The organism is Pantanalinema rosaneae CENA516 (genome assembly GCF_050753385.1).
GTDB classification, from domain to species: domain Bacteria; phylum Cyanobacteriota; class Cyanobacteriia; order Leptolyngbyales; family Leptolyngbyaceae; genus Pantanalinema; species Pantanalinema rosaneae.
The window spans coordinates 30,082-48,768 of record NZ_JBLZFZ010000031.1; the positions used below are offsets into that span (position 1 = coordinate 30,082).

The 18,687-nt window shown below is 52.4% G+C and carries 10 protein-coding genes; 4 read left to right on the top strand and 6 right to left on the bottom strand.

What is annotated here, in order from left to right; genetic code table 11:
• Positions 1–48: 48 nt before the first annotated feature.
• From def to ACN4EK_RS18085, 3 genes are all read left to right on the top strand, one after another.
• Entirely contained in the window at positions 49–612 is a 564-nt protein-coding gene (def, locus tag ACN4EK_RS18075) for a peptide deformylase (protein WP_431659485.1), read from the top strand.
• An 18-nt stretch (positions 613–630) separates the two neighbouring features.
• The gene (locus tag ACN4EK_RS18080; protein WP_431659486.1) at positions 631–828 is read left to right on the top strand and encodes a hypothetical protein; all 198 of its coding nucleotides are present in this window, start codon (positions 631–633) and stop codon (positions 826–828) included.
• A 118-nt stretch (positions 829–946) separates the two neighbouring features.
• Positions 947–2,344 carry a PrsW family glutamic-type intramembrane protease gene (locus ACN4EK_RS18085; RefSeq protein ID WP_431659487.1) on the top strand — a complete coding sequence of 466 codons (1,398 nt, stop codon included), beginning with the start codon at positions 947–949 and terminating at the stop codon, positions 2,342–2,344.
• A 70-nt stretch (positions 2,345–2,414) separates the two neighbouring features.
• On the opposite strand, the gene ACN4EK_RS18090 is transcribed toward ACN4EK_RS18085, so the two are convergent.
• The 5 genes from ACN4EK_RS18090 to ACN4EK_RS18110 all read right to left on the bottom strand — a co-directional run bounded on the left by ACN4EK_RS18090 (position 2,415) and on the right by ACN4EK_RS18110 (position 16,130).
• Entirely contained in the window at positions 2,415–3,095 is a 681-nt protein-coding gene (locus ACN4EK_RS18090) for a hypothetical protein (protein ID WP_431659488.1), read from the bottom strand.
• Positions 3,096–3,320: 225 nt separating this feature from the next.
• Positions 3,321–5,015 carry a CHAT domain-containing protein gene (locus tag ACN4EK_RS18095; RefSeq protein ID WP_431659489.1) on the bottom strand — a complete coding sequence of 565 codons (1,695 nt, stop codon included), beginning with the start codon at positions 5,013–5,015 and terminating at the stop codon, positions 3,321–3,323.
• A 114-nt stretch (positions 5,016–5,129) separates the two neighbouring features.
• Entirely contained in the window at positions 5,130–7,487 is a 2,358-nt protein-coding gene (locus tag ACN4EK_RS18100; RefSeq protein WP_431659490.1) for a PP2C family protein-serine/threonine phosphatase, read from the bottom strand.
• Between the two features lie 158 nt (positions 7,488–7,645).
• Positions 7,646–9,382 carry a sensor histidine kinase gene (locus tag ACN4EK_RS18105; RefSeq protein WP_431659491.1) on the bottom strand — a complete coding sequence of 579 codons (1,737 nt, stop codon included), beginning with the start codon at positions 9,380–9,382 and terminating at the stop codon, positions 7,646–7,648.
• An 85-nt stretch (positions 9,383–9,467) separates the two neighbouring features.
• The gene (locus tag ACN4EK_RS18110) at positions 9,468–16,130 is read right to left on the bottom strand and encodes a HAMP domain-containing protein (protein ID WP_431659493.1); all 6,663 of its coding nucleotides are present in this window, start codon (positions 16,128–16,130) and stop codon (positions 9,468–9,470) included.
• A 679-nt stretch (positions 16,131–16,809) separates the two neighbouring features.
• Between ACN4EK_RS18110 and ACN4EK_RS18115 the strand changes: the two genes are divergently transcribed.
• Entirely contained in the window at positions 16,810–17,139 is a 330-nt protein-coding gene (locus ACN4EK_RS18115) for a hypothetical protein (protein ID WP_431659495.1), read from the top strand.
• A 37-nt stretch (positions 17,140–17,176) separates the two neighbouring features.
• Here ACN4EK_RS18115 and ACN4EK_RS18120 read toward each other — a convergent pair whose 3' ends face one another.
• A complete protein-coding gene (locus ACN4EK_RS18120; RefSeq protein WP_431659496.1) occupies positions 17,177–18,682 on the bottom strand; it encodes a glycosyl hydrolase family 57 in 1,506 nt (501 codons plus the stop codon).
• Positions 18,683–18,687 lie beyond the last annotated feature (5 nt).

Sequence of the window (18,687 nt, forward strand, 5' to 3'; positions counted from 1 at the left end):
TTCCGACATTTATCCCTATCCTCTACGAAGCAGCGAGTAATATAATCCATGACAGTTGGGGTTTTGGTTGAGAAAAAGAAGCTAACGAAGCCACCGTTAGAGATTCATCATTTGGGCGATCGGGTCTTGCGTCAAGGCAGCAAGCGCGTTGCCAAGATTGATGGAGATATCAAGCGCCTGATTCGGGAAATGCTACAAACGATGTATAGCGCTGATGGCATTGGTTTGGCAGCCCCGCAAATCGCCGTGAATAAACAGGTGATTGTGATCGACTGTCAACCTGACGAAGCCGCTACCCCGCCCTTGATTTTAATCAACCCCAGTATTACCAAAGCTAGTCAAGATTTCTCCGTCACCCAGGAAGGTTGCCTCAGTATTCCCGGTGTGTATCTGGATGTCAAACGTCCCTCGGCGATCGAGGTGGCATACAAAGATGAGTCGGGTCGTCCCCAAAAGCTCTCGGCATCTGGTCTTTTAGCCTGCTGTATTCAGCATGAAATTGATCATCTGAATGGGGTGATGTTTGTCGATCGCGTAGAAAATGCCTTGCTGCTGCACCAGGAGCTTGCTAAACACGGCTTTTCTACCCAGACCGTCAAACCAATGGTGTAGTGTTGAGGCAAATCATCTGTGACTCCCAAAAGTGGTGTATTGTTAGCCGGAGCCTGTATTGCCGGGATTGCGGCGATCGGTTCTATTTTTGAATTAACCTCTGGTACGCCCGATTTAGGCACCGTACCCACAACCATTATTCTGGTGACGGCGTTGCCCTTAGGGGTCGTTTGCTTTTTTGCGGCGGTTCGCGATGCCAGAGCTAATCAGCCATAGAACGGTTGAACAAAGTCGTTGAGCCATGTAGGATTGACCCACTGAGGAGAGTCGTCGGTCAATCGGTTTGAGAGTTTCCCTCCTCGACATCTTGATTGAATCGTAGTGCCAACGTTCGGTGACGGGTAAACCTCGCTATACTGCATTTCTCCGCCAGCTTCTGCCTGATGGAACAAGCCAGCAGCAATCAACTTGCTTGCCGCTATCGGGATCAAGTATTGTGACGATCGGGCGGGATCCTCGCTGCCAAATTGCCCTGAGTTCGGATCGGTATCGGTCAGTTTCCCGTCGCCATGTCGAGATCAGTCCAGTTGTAGGATTCGAGTCCAGTGATGGCAGCAGCTTTTGGCAAGTCTGTGACCTGAATAGTGCCAATGGCACCTTTCTGAATGGCAAGCGCCTCCAGGGTTGTCAGGTACTCCAGGGTGGCGATCGCTTCATGCTGGGACAACAGGGGCCCGAATTTGCCTTTGAATACCACGCGGTTACGGATCCCTTCAAAATTCAAGGGCTAGAAGATAGCACAGATTTTTCTCTACCGGGAGCGATTGACCCCACCGATCGCTTAGTGCTGCATCCGTTACCCGCAATTGAACCGGAGCAGGCCAGCCTGACCCAGTTATTTCCGATTCTTTCCACTGGACAGCATTTGATTCGGAAAGCCTACCTCCTACCCGCCGGAATCACGATCGGGGTGGTCGTGTCCTTATTTTTGGCAGTGGGGCAGGCTAGTGTATTCAATTTCCTCCTGGCCGCCTATCTGGCTGGAGCTGTCTATTACTTCGTCTATCAGCTTTGTGGCAAACATAAACCCTGGTGGGTACTTTTTGGCACTGCCCTACTGATGGTGTTGCTTCTGACCAGCCCATTACTGAACCTGTTTTTGTATATCTTTCGGCAGGTTTTACCCGGCAATCTACCGACAGATATTACAGGGCTTGATCCATTGACCCTACTGATCCGCATGTTTTTTGGGGCAGGACTAATGGAAGAACTGCTGAAAGCGCTCCCGGTACTCCTGGCATGTTTTTTAGGCAAGTGCTTACGATCGCCCAAACGAGAGGAGATCGGCGTGTGGGAACCCTTGGACGGCATTTTACTCGGAGCCGCTTCGGCAGTCGGCTTTACCCTGGCAGAAACCTTGGGGCAGTATATCCCTGGCATTTATCAATCCACCCTGGCAGCCGGAGAGGGGGCCGCCCAACTCGCTAGCCTGCAACTGCTGATTCCCAGAGTTCTGGGTTCGGTCGCCGGTCACATTGCCTACAGTGGCTATCTCGGCTACTTCGTTGGGTTGAGTGTCCTGCGATCGCGCCGTAGCTATTTGATTCAGGGCATCGGCTATTTGAGCGCTTCTGGACTCCATGCTCTCTGGAACGCGGCTGGGATGATTAGTCCCGTTTTACTAGCCGTTGTGGGCATTCTCTCCTATGCCTTTCTGGGATCAGCGATTCTCAAAGCCCGCGAGGTATCCCCCACTCGCTCTCAGAATTTTGCCACCCGGTTTTATCAGTAGCTTGGCTCAAAAGCTGAGATGAAGGCTAGAAGAGTGTAGAGCATAGCCTTCATCCATTCGCCTTCATCCTTTATTGCGGTGATTGTTCGCTTTTTTGCAATGCCGCGATCGCATAGTGCGCCACTGCCAGACTTAACCGCGCTTGATTGAGTTCTGATTGGTCTTGCCAGTTAGCCTGGGGCACTTTTGCCAACATGGATTTTACTGGATCCCCTGTATAGGAATCACGCAACTCATAGGCAAGGGGACGCGCCAACACTTCCAAATCTTCCAGCGCCAGATTGGGTAACAAATCCTGCACTGACCCAATCAACCGATCTGCCATCGATTCCGCTGTCGTTGCCACTTTTTGCACTCGCTCCACGATCGCGGACAGAATCGCTTGTGGAACGCGGACGGCAAACTGTTGCATCAGGCTAGATTGCAGTGTCGCATTTACCCACAGCGTATCCATTTGCTCAAAAAAGGTGGTCGATCGTGCTGAAATTTCTTCCGCCGAGAACCCGTCAAACAGCAAGTCCTCGTCTACTTCAGCGAAGAATGACTCTGCCTCAAGGGATAGGGGATTCCAGGGGTAGGCAATTTTCGCAGTGGGATCTTCGGCAACGACGAAGGCATCTTCGGTCAATGGTTCACCCGACTGCCAGGAATAACTCACACTTTCTGCCTGTAACAGAGCTACCCATAGATCACGTTCAACGTTAGCCGCAGACTGTTTAACATGATCGGAACACATCACTTCATTATCCATAACCGGACTCCTGCATGCACTGATTTAGCCAACTAGCTTTTGCTGGGAATAGCTACATAGTAGGGATGGTCAGTTCCGTAACTGCCCGACAAAATCCCAGCATTTCCATCAAATGGCGTAAGGGGTTGCCATATTGTCATAATCTTAAGAGAGGAAACCGAAGAATTATCCAAGTCTCAGGATAGAACATTAACTTCAGAGCGACTTGCTGATGCTAAAGCCAAATTAATTAGAGGGCTTTTGATCCAAAATAAATTCTAAAGTTTCATTCTGAGAACTGCCAAATTTCAACTGGGAGCCCGAGTACAGTTGCACTTCCTGACGATGCACTTTTTGCCAGTTACCCGCCAGCAATACCCAGGTGCCAAAGCGAGAAATGTCTTCTAAATAATAGGTTGCCTCTCCCGGACTTTCGTGGCTAGAGTCCCGGCGGAAAATGACCGCATGTTCTCGCGACACACCGCCTTCATCCTCTTCTAACACCAGATCATTCTTGGTGCGATCGCGACCAACCCGCATTAATCCCCCCCGAATTTGCCAGACTCTTGCCGTTTTCAGCGATCGTAAACAGGCACGATGGTTGTCTTGATTACCAATCCGGGTGACTGTCCCAGTTGGCATCAGGGTCGGGCTCATTTCCAACGATTTCAGCAATTCCCCCTCAAACTCGGGATGCATGTAGAGAACGGGTAATGTCCAGGCTTGTTGGTTGAACTTATACAGTGTCAATAAATGCTGACGGGCAACGGCAACCGCCTGATCGATCGGCATGCGTTCGGCTAAGGCCTTGGCAAAAGCTTGAATAAAACTCAGCGCTTCTTTATCGGTAATCGAGTCTCGCATTGCCAGAACGGCAGGCACCCCATGATGGATCAGCACCTCTGCCAAACTGCTGCGGGGAATTAACTGTGCCACTGGCTCATCTGACCCAGGCTCCGCTCCCGCCACACCATAGTGATCGGGTTGTGCCCCCCAACAGGCATTAAAAACCGCTAATTTAACCTGGCAACGCGTTAACACCTGGGCTAATTCCGTCCCATTCAATACCATATCGGGTCGCAGGAACAATAAACCGCCATCGGGGGCAGGGGCTCCATGTCCGGCATAAAACAGAACATTGTAGGTTCGTGTTTCCAAAGACTGAATTAGTTCGGCAGAGGTGGGTTGCACTAAGGTATCGACCTGGCAGGGAGTTTGGTGAGAACCACCAATCCCCGAATTGCCAGAGGTTTGTAGCACTTGAGCTAATGCTGTTGCTTCCTGTTGCAACTTGAGCGTTCGCAGCACAGCCGCCCCATCGGGTTCACTGCCGGGTTCCGTATCCTGCCCCAAGACCAACAAAATTTTCAGAATGTGATCCGTTCGCAAGGTGGGCAGGGTAGAGACATCACTCGTCGTGCGGCTGAATAATAGTTGCTGACTAAGGGAAATTGCCTGTCTGCCTGCCCCATCCTGCATGATTTCCCAGGGGAGGGCAATCAAATCGGGATCGCGAATTTCCAAGCGTAACCGTAAGGGTTTGTCCTGCCCTCTGGCAATGCCATAGCTCTCTTTAAAGCTGACTAAAATCTGCCCATCAAATAGCCAGCGCCAGAGACTAATGCCCAAATCCTGCATTAACCGACCCGATAGACCGATCGGCTGGTTCGGTGGTGCCAGCATATTAACCGCCGGAATCATCGGTTCTGGAGGTGGCGTGTTAACCTCTGAGACATGCGGTACGTTCGGTAACCGTCGGGTTGAGAACATGTCTTGCCAGGATTGCCACAGATTGGTCAGCGTTTCTGTCCACACACAATCATGTAACACATAGGCATTGGGCAGCGGTGCCTTAATCACATGGATGGCAAAATACGCGCTACCCGCCCGAGTGAGGGGGGCGATCGCCAGACTAAAGCAAGGAGTCTCAGACAAGGGCATTGAGCAGTTACATCGATAGGGAGTCAGTTGTCAGTAATCGGTATTGAGAGGATAAAGAGGCAGGATGAATCAGGGTTTGCCTGGGGTTGGTCTTCATCTCTCCCGTTTGATCCATTATCTCTTGAGAATCTTACTCCTAGACACGGGCGGGGAACCAGTGGCACATTTCCCGCGCTGCATCTCCGTCAGGCTCAGATCACTGGTCACCAAAGGTGCGATCGTGGCTTCGGGAATCCACCCTGTATCTCCGGCTTGGGCGGTCGGTTGGGCTGGTGCCGGACGATCGGGGATGGAACAGACTTTAACCTGTACCCAGAAGGCTTGGCTGGGGGATGCCCGACGGCTAGTAATTTCTAAGACGCTGCCGACGGGTACGATTAAACCGGCAGCACTAGATTCTGGTGACACCGATGTGGCTGGGGCAGGCAGGCTCGCTTGCAATATTAAGGGCGACTGTCCGATCCCATCCACACTAGAACGAGTGACTTGAATTAAGGAATTGGGTCGCAACTCCGGGCTAGAAGCCGGACTGGGTGAACTGATGGGAGGCGCAGTGGGGGGAGGTACAGAAGCCACAGGAGGTGTAGAAATCGGCTCCATCCCCAGCCAGGACAACAACTGCGATCGCACATCTGGCACAAGCAGGTACAACAGTAAGCCAGCGATGCCTAATAGCAACACAATCCCGACCAGACTAGACCAGGGGCTGAACTGCGATCGTGAGCGTGAGACCTTCTGAGTTTTCGCGGTGGGTGAGTTGAGTAATTGGGTCGCCGCCTCAGCCCCCGCTCCCTCCATCGGTTGAGTTGCCAGTGTTGCCGGTACAACGATCGTCGGGTCAGAGGGTGGGGCGCTAACCCGGCAATAGACCAAGCCAACGGTAACGTTATCGTGACCATTTTGCTGGTTTGCCAGTGTCACCAGTTGTTGGACAGCCGTTGCCACGTCCACGCTGCCATCCAACACAGGTAAGAGATGGGTTTGCCAGCATTCCTCCACACGATCGTTATCACTTAAGCCATCCGAACACAGGAGAAACAGACAATCTTCATCCAGAATCAACCGTTGCACCGTGGGATGTAATAGCGCTGACGATGCCATTCCCAACGCCTGGATTAAAGAGCCAGATCCGGGTTGTTGCAAAGCTTCTCGGTAGAGCGCATAGCCTAACCGCACTTCCCGAGAAGCCAGATCATCATCTAACGTCACCTGATGGCAACCAGTTTGGGTAATCCGATAGGCGCGGCTGTCGCCCACATGGGTGAGATACAGATGATGCCCACATCCCAATGCCATCACCAGCGTTGTCCCCATCCGTTGCCGCTCATAGCGCTGTTCGCTATCGTTTCGCCGACTGATCACATCATTGGCGATCAGAGTTGCCTGCTCCAATGCGGTCATGATTTGCTCAGACTCTAGTGGCGACTGAAGGGTAAGGGTCTGGAGGCGTTCCTGAACCGTGGAAATGGCTAAATTGGAAGCCACATTTCCCCCCTCATGCCCACCAATGCCATCACAGACAATCACCAGAGGCAGGTCACTCTTAACGGCGGGAGGGGCAGACAGGTGAACCACTCCAGGGGCAGTGCCACTCGGTGGGTAGCAAGCATCCTCATTGCGCTGCCGCGTAGGGCCCTGATCGGTTAAGGTGGCAATTTGCAGGTGGCGGGATTGGGCGGGACTATACGCATTCAGTGCCCGATCGAGCAATATGACTAGATGTTCTGCCGTTTTTACCTGTCCCTGGACTAATTGCTGACATAGGGCGGCTAGAAACTCGGCGATCGCGGGATTGGCTCTAGCTTGCCACTGTTGCCACAGTTGCCCCAAGGTCTTTAGGGTGACTGGCGAGCGATCGGGTTGTAGTTCTAACAATCGCACCAGTGATCCCTCAGCTCGTAGTCCCTGGAGACTGAGTAAACTGGTTGCCACCCCTTCATTGACGAGGGGTTGCCAGAGTTGGGCAATTTGCCACAGCCAGTTTAACTGCTGCATTCCTGTCCCCTGCTGCCAGACCGTGGCTAACTCCGGCATCAGCAGTCCCGCTAGCGATTCCCCCGACCCACTCACGCCATCGGGATAGATGGGAACTTGCTCTAATAGGAGGAGATCACTTTTCAATGGACTGGACGATCGCTCACTTACCGCCTCAGCCGAGAGCCAGGTATAAACCTGGGGGATATGTAAAGAATAGGTAGACAGCCGGAGGTAGGGGGTGATCACCTCAGTGATCGCTTCTGGAGACGTTGGCAAGCTACCCGGTTTGGTATCCAACACGACCTGACTGTGCTTAAACAGGTAGCGATCGTCCAGCAAATCATCCGGACGAAACCCTTCCAGACCTTTGCCAACTGCCCAAAGATACCGTTTGGGGAGAGGCGTTCGGCACTGCTGGCAAAAATGATGGCTCTCTAGATTGGGAGCCTGACACAGGGGGTTAGGGCAGAAAATAATTGCCTCTGGGCTTTGCATGGAGAATTGGAATCTTCAGCCGTTAATTTTAGGCTGATGTCAATAGATGGTAATTCAGTCAATGGCATGTCAATATTCCATCTATGTTAGCCTTGCATCTCTCTGAGGTAAAAACAGGAATTTTTAGGAGAATTCCCACTCCCTGGTTCTAAGCGGTTTCAGCCCAGGCAGGAGGGCATTGTGGGTTCGATCGTCGATTTAGCCAGGGGCAAATTCACCGTGAATCTGGCACCTCTTCCCTCTCCTTCACTCTCTGCCATAATCATCCCGTGATGTAATTCCACCAGATGCCGCACGATCGCTAACCCTAAACCCAAGCCACCATGGGAGCGGGTCGTCGTGCTATCGGCTTGCCGGAAATGCTCGAACACATGGGGCAAAAAATCAGCCGGAATGCCCACTCCCGTATCCGTCACCTGGATCTGAGCATATTCGGACGTATGCGCCATGACGGCGATCGGCAATTTATCCGTTGGCAGGGTTTGCAGTCTGAGCATCGGAGCCGCCTGGTGATCTCGATCGACGGTTCCTTCTCTGCTATGCCGATCAACGTCCCTAGCTATTTCTGGCTCACCTATCGTCACCTGTTGTAAGCAAATCTCGACTTTACCTCCGGCGGGGGTGAACTTAATCGCATTGGAGAGCAAATTCCAGACGACCTGCTGAAGTCGTTCAGGATCGCCACAGATCATAGGAATATTCGGGGCGAGGTCAACCTGGAGTTGAATGTCTTTAGAACTCGCGAGCGGACGGGTGGTTTCCAGCACCCCCTCAATCAGTTCTGTCAGATCGATCGCTTGCAGACTGAGCCGGAGCTTACCGCGAATAATCCGTGACACATCCAAAATATCTTCAATCAGTTTTGCCTGCGATCGGGCATTGCGCTCGATCGTTTCCAGGGCTCTAGCTCTGGTTGCCTCATCGACCCGATTGGTGAGCAAGACTTTCGACCAGCCTAAAATCGCATTCAGCGGCGTTCGGAGTTCATGGGACACGATCGCCAGAAACTCATCCTTCATCTGGTTAATAGTTTCCGCCTGTTGCCGCGCCGCCTGCTCCCGAATCAACCGCTCCCGCATTGCCTCCGCTTCTTTCCGCGCCGTAATGTCCTCGATCGTGCCGACATGTCCAATCAACTCCCGATCGTTGGAGAACATGGGGGCTGAGCGCACCGAAGTCCACCGCACCTCGCCTTTGGCATCTTGAAACCGATATTCGGTGGAAAATTCCTGGTGGTCATAGATTACCCCCTTCCAGTCGGCAATGGCACGATCGCGATCGTCGGCATGCAGAAACCGCATCCATCCTTCGCCTAAACTCTCGGTCAGCGTAAATCCACAGATGGCCTGACACCGGGGGTTGGCATAGGTACACTGACCCGCCATATCCAGGAGAAAAATGCCAACTGGAGAGCAGGCCCCCAGGGAACGAAAGCGTTCTTCACTTTGCCGCAACTCGCTATTTATTGCTGCCAGTTGAGCCGCCTGCCGTTTGACTTCCGCCGTTCGTTGATAAAGATCAACAAATACCGACACTTTCGAGGTCAAGATTACCGGATCGATCGGCTTCAGCAGATAATCCACTGCCCCCACGCCGTACCCTTTGAACACGAAGGCATCGTTGGTACTAAACGCCGTCAAAAAGATGATCGGAGTATTGCGCGATCGCTCTCGTTGCCGAATCAAGGTAGCTGTCTCAAACCCATCCATCTCCGGCATCTGCACATCTAGCAGGATCACAGCGAAATCCTGATTGAGTAGACACCGTAAGGCTTCCTCTCCAGAATTCGCCTTGACCAGATTTTGACCCAGCTTTTCCAGAAGTGCCTCCAGCACCAATAGGTTTTCTGGATGGTCATCCACTAAGAGAATGTTGGCTTTCGAGTCAGATTCCATATATGTACTAAGCGAAAGAGCGGCAGGGTAGGAAGTTAACGGTAGGGGGTATGGTATGGCACTATAGCCCCTGATGTCCAAGTCCCTACTTGTATAGCCAGACTCGCAGTAGCGAGAGCAGTTGCTCCACATCAACCGGCTTGGTGATGTAACTGGAGGCTCCGGCTTCCAAGCATTTTTCGCGATCGCCCTTCATGGCCTTTGCCGTCAGGGCAATCATTGGGAGGGTCGCAAATTGAGTGATCTGCCGAATTGCCCGCATGGTTTCGTAGCCATCCATTTCTGGCATCATCACATCCATTAACACAATGTCAATGTCTGGGTTGTTTTGTAAAGTAGCGATACCATCACGACCATTCTCAGCATAAAGCACTTGCATCTGATACCGTTCCAACATGCTGGTCAGGGCAAAGATATTCCGCACATCGTCGTCTACGATCAGCACTTTTCTTCCGGCTAACACCGGGTCATGTTGTTGCAGTTGTTCCAGCATACGCCGCTGAGATTCGGGCAAATTCGCCTGGACGCGATGCAGGAATAAAGTCGTGGCATCCAGCAAACTTTCCGGCGATCGCACATCTTTGATCGTCAGGGTCGCGGCAATGCGCTGGAGATCGGTTTCCTGCTGGCAGGTTAACTCATGTTGCACGTACACCACGATCGGCGGTGGGCAGACGGGTGACTGTCCCGATTGGCTACCCTGCTCTCGAATTTGCTCAATCAACTCAAATCCGCTCATATCGGGTAATCCCAGATCTAACACCACACAATCAAATTGCTCAGATTGCAGGGCTTGTAATGCCTCTGCCCCCGTAGCCACGGCGGTACTGACAATATCACTGTTATTCACCAGATCCAGAATCTGCTGGCGTTGAGCCGCGTCATCTTCTACCACCAGCAGGTTTTTGACCGATCGTTCAACAAATTGCTGAATGGTGGTGAGGGCATCTGACAACACTTCTTTACTAATCGGTTTTTGCTGATAGGCGATCGCGCCCTGTTGCAAACTCCGGTGTAGCCCATCTTCCACCGACATAATATGCACCGGGATATGCCGGGTACTCGGATCATGCTTCAGCCGATCCAGCACCATCCAGCCATCCAGAATCGGTAGGCGAATATCGAGGACGATCGCACTGGGGTTAAACTCGCGTGCCATTGCCAGACCAATATCACCTCGGGTGGCAATCAACCCTTTAAATCCCTGTTGCCGGATCAGATCTAATAAAATCCGGGCAAAGTTAATATCATCCTCAATAATCAGCAGGGCACGATCGTCCGGTTGAATGGACTCGCGATCGTCTTCTAGCTCATTCTCCATTAATACCGCCGTATGAGATTGCGGTGAGTAAACAATTTGGGCTTGCTGGAGTGAGGTGGCTTCGAGGGCGGGTCGGAATAGCAGGGTTTCCCGGACTCGAGCATTCTCGAAGGAGACATACGCCTGGGGCAGGTACAACGTAAAGGTGCTGCCGCGATCGAGTTCGCTACTGAGCTGAATTTCGCCTCCGAGGAGTTGAGCAATTTCCCGGCTAATGGATAACCCCAAGCCAGTCCCCCCATATTTCCGGGAGGTCGTGCCATCTGCCTGTTGGAAAGCTTCAAAAATCACCTGTTGTTTATCCGGCGCAATCCCAATGCCTGTATCGTTGACTGCAAAAGCGATCACGGTATCTACTCGATTCAATACCTCATGATTGGGACTCCAACCTGTCGTTGCCACACTGACATTCAAACTCACCTGACCCTGTTCTGTGAACTTAAAGGCATTCGCCAGGAGATTCTTCAGTACCTGTTGGAGGCGTTTGGAGTCAGTATAGATGGATCGAGGTAGGCGTTCATCAAACTGCACCGTAAAGTCCAGCTTCTTGTCTTGAGCCACCTGCCGGAAGGTACGCTCCATGTAATTCCGCAGATCGGTGAACAGGGTTTGGTCAATCTCGACCGACATGGTACCCGACTCGATCTTCGCCAGATCCAGAATGTCGTTAATCAGTTCCAGCAGATCATTGCCAGCCGAGTGAATGGTGCGGGCATGTTCCACCTGGCGTAGGGTGAGATTCCCTTCGTTGTTTTCACTCAGTAACCGCGCCAGAATCAGCAGACTATTGAGGGGCGTTCGCAGTTCATGGGACATATTCGCCAGAAACTGCGATTTGTACTTGGAGGTGAGTGCCAACTGTTTGGCTTTTTCTTCCAGCGATTGCCGCGCTTGCTCGATCTCCTGGTTTTTGCGCTCCACTTCACGGTTTTGTAATGCCAGCAGTTCGGCTTTTTCTTCCAACTCTTCGTTGGTTTGTTGTAGCTGTTCTTGCTGGTTTTTCAGCAGTTCTTCCGATGCCTTCAGGGATTGGGCTTGTTGCTCCAGTCGCTTGTTGGTTTCGGTCAGTTCCTTCTGCTGGGTTTGCAGTTCTTCGGCTAGAGATTGCGATTGCTTCAGCAGTTCCTCGGTACGCATACTGGCGGCGATCGTGTTCAGGACGATCGCGATACTTTCCGTCAGTTGGTCGAAGAACATCAGGTGAATTTCGCTGAAGCGGCGGAAAGAAGCCAGTTCAATCACGGCTGTCACCTGTCCTTCAAACAGCACCGGTAGCACCACCACATTCATGGGTGTCGATTCGCCCAAGCCGGAACTGATCTTGATGTAGTCGTTGGGCACATCGGTAATCAGAATCCGTTCTTTCTCTAAGGCACACTGACCGACTAGCCCTTCCCCTAAATGGAAGCGGTTCGCCAGATGCTTGCGCTCCCGATAGGCGTAGGTACTGAGTAGCTTCAGGATCGACGGCGACATTTCGCTGGCTTCCATTAAGTAGAACACCCCATGCTGTGCCGATACCAACGGAGCCAGTTCAGACAGGATTAGCTTCGACACCGTTTCCAGGTCGCGCTGACCTTGTAACATGCGGGTAAACTTCGCCAGGTTGGTCTTGAGCCAGTCTTGCTCGGTGTTCTTCTGGGTGGTTTCCCGCAGGTTGGCAATCATCTGGTTGATGTTGTCCTTCAGGACGGCCACCTCGCCTTGAGCCTCTACCGCGATCGATCGGGTCAGGTCGCCCTTCGTCACGGCGGTTGCCACTTCTGCGATCGCTCGCAACTGCGTAGTCAGGGTCGCGGCTAGCTCGTTGACGTTATCGGTCAAGTGTCGCCAGGTTCCAGCCGCCCCAGGCACTTTCGCCTGACCGCCCAGTTTCCCTTCAATCCCCACTTCCCGCGCCACGGTAGTGACCTGATCGGCAAAGGTCGCCAGGGTATCGATCATTTCGTTGATCGTGTCGGCCAGGGTTTCGATTTCCCCCTTCGCCTCCAGCATTAACTTCCGTTTCAGATCCCCATTTGCCACCGCCGTCACCACTTTGGCGATGCCTCGGACTTGGGCGGTCAGGTTGCCTGCCATCGAGTTCACATTATCGGTCAGGTCTTTCCAGACTCCGGCTACCCCCATGACGTTGGCTTGACCGCCCAGTTTGCCTTCCGTTCCTACTTCCCGCGCCACCCGCGTCACCTCAGAGGCGAAGGAGTTAAGCTGATCCACCATGACGTTGATGGTGTTCTTCAAGTCCAGAATTTCGCCCTTCACATCCACGGTGATTTGCTTCGAGAGGTCGCCGTTTGCCACCGCCTTCGTCACTTCGGCAATGTTCCGCACCTGCGCCGTTAGATTGCCTGCCATCGAGTTGACATTGTCGGTCAGGTCTTTCCACGTACCCGCCACGCCCCGGACGTAGGCTTGTACCCCCAGTTTGCCTTCGGTTCCCACCTCCCGCGCCACCCGTGTCACTTCCGAAGCAAAGGAACTGAGCTGATCCACCATGATGTTGATGGTGTTCTTTAGCTCCAGAATCTCGCCTTTCACATCGACCGTGATCTTCTTGGACAGGTCGCCATTCGCTACCGCCGTCGTCACTTCGGCAATATTTCGTACCTGCGCCGTCAAGCTACTCGCCATCAAGTTGACATTATCGGTCAGGTCTTTCCAGGTGCCAGCCACCCCTCGGACTTCCGCCTGCACCCCCAGTTTGCCTTCCGTTCCCACCTCCCGCGCCACCCGTGTTACCTCAGAGGCAAAGGAGTTTAACTGATCCACCATTGTATTAACGGTGTTCTTCAGTTCTAGAATCTCGCCTTTGACATCAACGGTAATTTTCTTTGATAGGTCGCCATTCGCCACCGCCGTCGTCACCGCCGCGATGTTGCGTACTTGGGCAGTCAGCGACCCTGCCATGAAGTTCACGGAGTCGGTCAGGTCTTTCCAGGTGCCCGCCACCCCCCGGACATCCGCTTGTACCCCCAGTTTGCCTTCCGAACCCACTTCCCTTGCCACCTTCGTGACCTCAGAGGCAAAGGCACTGAGCTGATCCACCATGATGTTGATCGTGTTTTTCAGCTCCAGAATTTCACCCTTCACCTGCACCGTAATCTTCTTCGAGAGGTCGCCATTCGCGATCGCGGTTGCCACCTCGGCAATGTTCCGTACCTGCGCCGTTAGATTGCCAGCCATCGAGTTGACATTGTCGGTCAGGTCTTTCCAGGTGCCAGCCACCCCTCGGACTTCCGCCTGTACCCCCAGTTTGCCTTCCGTTCCCACCTCACGAGCCACGCGGGTTACTTCAGAGGCAAAGGAACTGAGTTGATCCACCATCGTATTAATGGTGTTTTTCAGTTCCAGAATCTCGCCTTTCACATCGACCGTGATTTTCTTGGACAGGTCGCCATTCGCCACCGCCGTCGTCACTTCCGCGATGTTCCGTACCTGGGCGGTCAGATTACCTGCCATCGAGTTGACGGAGTCGGTCAAGTCTTTCCAGGTGCCAGCCACCCCTCGGACTTCCGCCTGTACCCCCAGTTTCCCTTCCGTTCCCACCTCACGAGCCACCCGCGTTACTTCCGAGGCAAAGGAGTTGAGCTGATCCACCATGATGTTGATGGTGTTTTTCAGTTCCAGAATTTCCCCTTTCACATCGACGGTGATTTTCTTCGACAGGTCGCCATTCGCCACCGCCGTTGTCACTTCGGCAATATTCCGTACCTGGGCGGTCAGCGACCCTGCCATGAAGTTTACAGAGTCGGTCAAATCCTTCCAGGTTCCCGCCACCCCTCGCACTTCCGCCTGTCCTCCCAGTTTGCCTTCGGCACCCACTTCCCGCGCTACCCGCGTTACTTCCGAAGCAAAGGAGTTCAACTGATCCACCATGATGTTGATGGTATTCTTCAGTTCCAGAATCTCGCCTTTGACATCGACCGTGATTTTCTTGGACAGGTCACCACTGGCGATCGCGGTGGCTACTTCGGCAATGTTCCGTACCTGCCCGGTCAGATTCCCTGCCATCAGGTTCACGGAATCGGTCAGGTCTTTCCAGGTTCCCGCCACTCCCTGGACTTCCGCCTGTACCCCTAACTTGCCTTCGGTTCCTACCTCTCGGGCTACCCGCGTTACCTCTGAGGCAAAGGAGTTCAACTGATCCACCATCGTGTTGATGGTGCTCTTGAGATCGAGAATTTCCCCTTTGACATCGACGGTAATCTTCTTCGACAGGTCGCCATTTGCTACTGCTGTCGTCACTTCCGCGATATTTCGGACTTGAGCGGTTAATGACCCTGCCATGAAGTTCACAGAGTCGGTCAGGTCTTTCCAGGTTCCCGCCACCCCTCGCACTTCCGCCTGTCCGCCTAACTTGCCTTCGGCTCCCACTTCCCGCGCCACCCGCGTTACTTCCGAAGCGAAGGAATTCAACTGATCCACCATCGTGTTCACGGTATTCTTCAGTTCCAGAATCTCGCCTTTGACATCGACGGTGATCTTCTTCGACAGGTCGCCATTCGCCACTGCCGTCGTCACTTCCGCGATATTCCGTACCTGAGCCGTCAGGTTGCCTGCCATCGAGTTGACGGAATCGGTCAGGTCTTTCCAGGTTCCCGCCACTCCGGGGACTAACGCCTGTACACCGAGCTTGCCTTCCGTCCCCACTTCCCGCGCCACCCGCGTTACCTCCGAGGCAAAGGAGTTGAGCTGATCCACCATGACGTTGATCGTGTTTTTCAGCTCCAGAATCTCGCCTTTTACGTCTACGGTGATCTTCTTCGACAGGTCGCCGTTCGCTACCGCCGTTGTCACTTCCGCAATATTCCGTACCTGGGCGGTCAGGTTGCCTGCCATTGAGTTAACGGAGTCAGTCAAGTCCTTCCAGGTTCCGGCGACCCCAGGCACTTGCGCTTGCACCCCCAGCTTACCTTCCGTCCCCACTTCCCGCGCCACCCGCGTCACTTCCGAAGCAAAGGAGTTGAGCTGATCCACCATCGTATTAACGATATGGGCAGTCTGGAGGAATTCCCCTTGTAAGGGTCTGCCTTCGATCTCCGTCGCGATCGCCTGGGACAAATCCCCGTTCGCCACTGCCCGGATCACACGCGCGGTTTCGGCAGTTGGCTGTACCAGATCGGTGATTAACGTATTCACCGATTCCACACAATCTCGCCAGGAACCTCTAGCACTGCCTAAGGAAGCCCGCTCATTAATTTTCCCTTCTTTCCCGACCACCGTACTGATGCGTTCTAGCTCATTTGCCATCCGCTCATTCATTTCAATAATGTCGTTAAAGGCATCCGCAACCTTACCAGCCATCCCCGTTTGATCGATCGGCATTCGCACCGCGAAATTACCTTTTTTTACCTCAGTCAAAATTTTTAATAATTGTTTCAGATCGAGATCGTCAGTATCAGGTGTAGCGGAGGTAGCTGGAGGCATAGTTTCGTTCCTTTGGGAAGCCGATGCGCGACGACGATTAACCATTTAGCCCTGTCTTCGTGTGAGAAACAGTGTTCACCTTAATTACGTTCCGGCGAACACTGTAAAAAAATTTATAGTCAGCAGTAATAAGCAATTGATGCAGTATTTCTACTTACAGGTAGAGGAAAAGCCCTCCCGAAATAGCCACAATTCATGTGAGTTTATACTTTAGCTATTGTCCGCCACGGATAGTGTTCTCTGTCTTCTATCAAAGGATAGAAGTTTTATAGGTTGATTCTCTTTTGTGAGATTTAAATCTAGTTAATGGGAACTAGACAAACCACCTTAGCTCAAGAACAGGAATTAATCGCACAATAGCAAGCCGTTCAGGATCATTCGAGGCCAACTGGCAAATTGTTAGGTAAATAACATTGCTTGCCAAGTTATGCGTAATAGCGGCAGAATTAGACAGTTATCAATCTAATCACTGGACTAATGATTGAGTAAGGAATGGGAATTAAATCAGTTTGAGATTGGGTAGGAGCGGGTTTTGCCGTCAAATCCATTGCAGAGCGCAGATTGGTCTGCTGAACCTGCCCGTACAGTTGGCGAATTTATTTAATCCACAATCCGAACTGGATTCACGAATCAATGATTGATTCAAACATAGAAAAAAATTGCACAGAGTAGGTTTTTCTTGTCAGAGCAACCATCCGACGATCGCCCGAACCCGCCTCTAACCCCTGACCTCGATCATCTGGTCGAAATGGTGGTTAAAGCTGTGGTCACAGTCAGTCAAACGCGATCGGTGGAAGAAGCTTTGATGATTCGCGATGAATTACGGCGGCTACCGGATGAATTAACCACGGAAATTCTCAATCAGGTGATGCTGGCATTGGTGAAAATTGATCCGGATATCTGTCGCTGGTTTATTTTGGATGTGTTTTTACACAACGCCGATCCGGAAGGCAAAGCGGATGTTGCCGAGCGGCTGAATCTTTTGTTTGCGGATCTGCAATCCCATTAAGCTGAATCGAAGCTAGCGATCGCCGCCCTTCATCCCCTCAACCGTGACCCGCGATCGTGGCTTGTCCCTGGTCATAGATTTGTCGGGCATAGTCTGTCCAAACACCTTGTCCCCAATACCGAAAACAACTGGTTTGCAGTAACAGGTTATAAAGCAGTGAGCGGCGATAGTGGTCAGATTGAGTGATAGCTGAGCGATCGTCGGCTGCTGCCAGAAGTGGATCAAACTGTTGGTGAAAGTTGGCACTCAGTTGGTTCATCGGCGTGAGCACATTCTCATAGCCCCTGACCCAACTTAAATGATTTGTCCAGGAAGCCCCGTCAAAATGAATCTGGGAGTGAGTGTGTTGCAGTTCCGCGATCGCTGTTGCGACAGCTTCGGGAGTGACACGATCGGCAGGAACTCGTTGCCAGATCTGATGTTGATGGATGGCTTGGCAGGTCGGGAACCGATCGGGTGTAACTCCAGCCGCCGCAATCAGTTCTAGATATTCTGTCCCGGTCATGGCAACAGTTTTAGCTCCACCATTCCCCTGATCGCGCATGTCGTAGCAGGCACGTCTAAAGGCATCGGGAAACTCATTCATCATCACACCACCGTTTTCGCCATCCCCGATTTGTGTCACCAGAGACGGAATCGAGATGTCTCCGAATGTCTGACGATCGCGAGTTTTGGCCTCATAGTAAGGCTGCATTTGCCCGACTAATTTCGTGTCTGATCCTTGAGTTTTGATCAAGGCGACGATCGTTGCTGTTTCCCCATAGGAGTTCCGAGCCACTAACTGATGGGGCAAATATTTTTCCTGTAATGATTCTCCGGTGAGAGTTTCAACCGAATGTTCCTGGACTAGTACCCAGTGATATCCACAGTCCGTTAAAGCTTTGACAAATTCATATAAGGTATCCGGATGGTTAGGTAAATGCATTTCCGGTGGCGAAAATCCCCGTACCCGCGCCAATGCTTCCCAACCAAAGATTGCCGCAAAGTGGTGTTGCCAGGCCTGAATATGCAGCTTGATATCGGGAATCGGGGTGGACGGGACGACGGCGTGCCCCCACATCGTTCCTAACCATTCCACGTAGGGTTGATAGGTCGGATCACAGGTAATTCGCTGCAAATTATCCAAAATGTCATGCCGTCCCATTTGCCGCAGCCCCCACAGCAAGTTGCCGGAATAATCCAACATGATGCGCGGATTGCAGCCCTGAGCCACCAACTCCGGAATTAAATCTCCCATACGGGAATAGCACCAGGCAAAGGGTGCAGCATTGTGATTATCCCCTTCCTGGGAATGCTCGAACATATACTGTAAGTGGCTGATCAAGCCTTGGTTTATCCCCGCTGGAATCGTCGGTTGATGCATGTGTAAGGCGATCGCAAACGCCGCCGAAATCTCATCTAATCGCAGGTTTGTTCTAGGCAGGAATACGGGGGACTGGGTTTGTCTCACACGAGCCAGTTCCACCTCCCAACCGGACAAATTCGGCAGTCCGTCGATTAATTCTGGAATTGTCGGTAAATCATGCATGGCAGCTATCAACACAGATT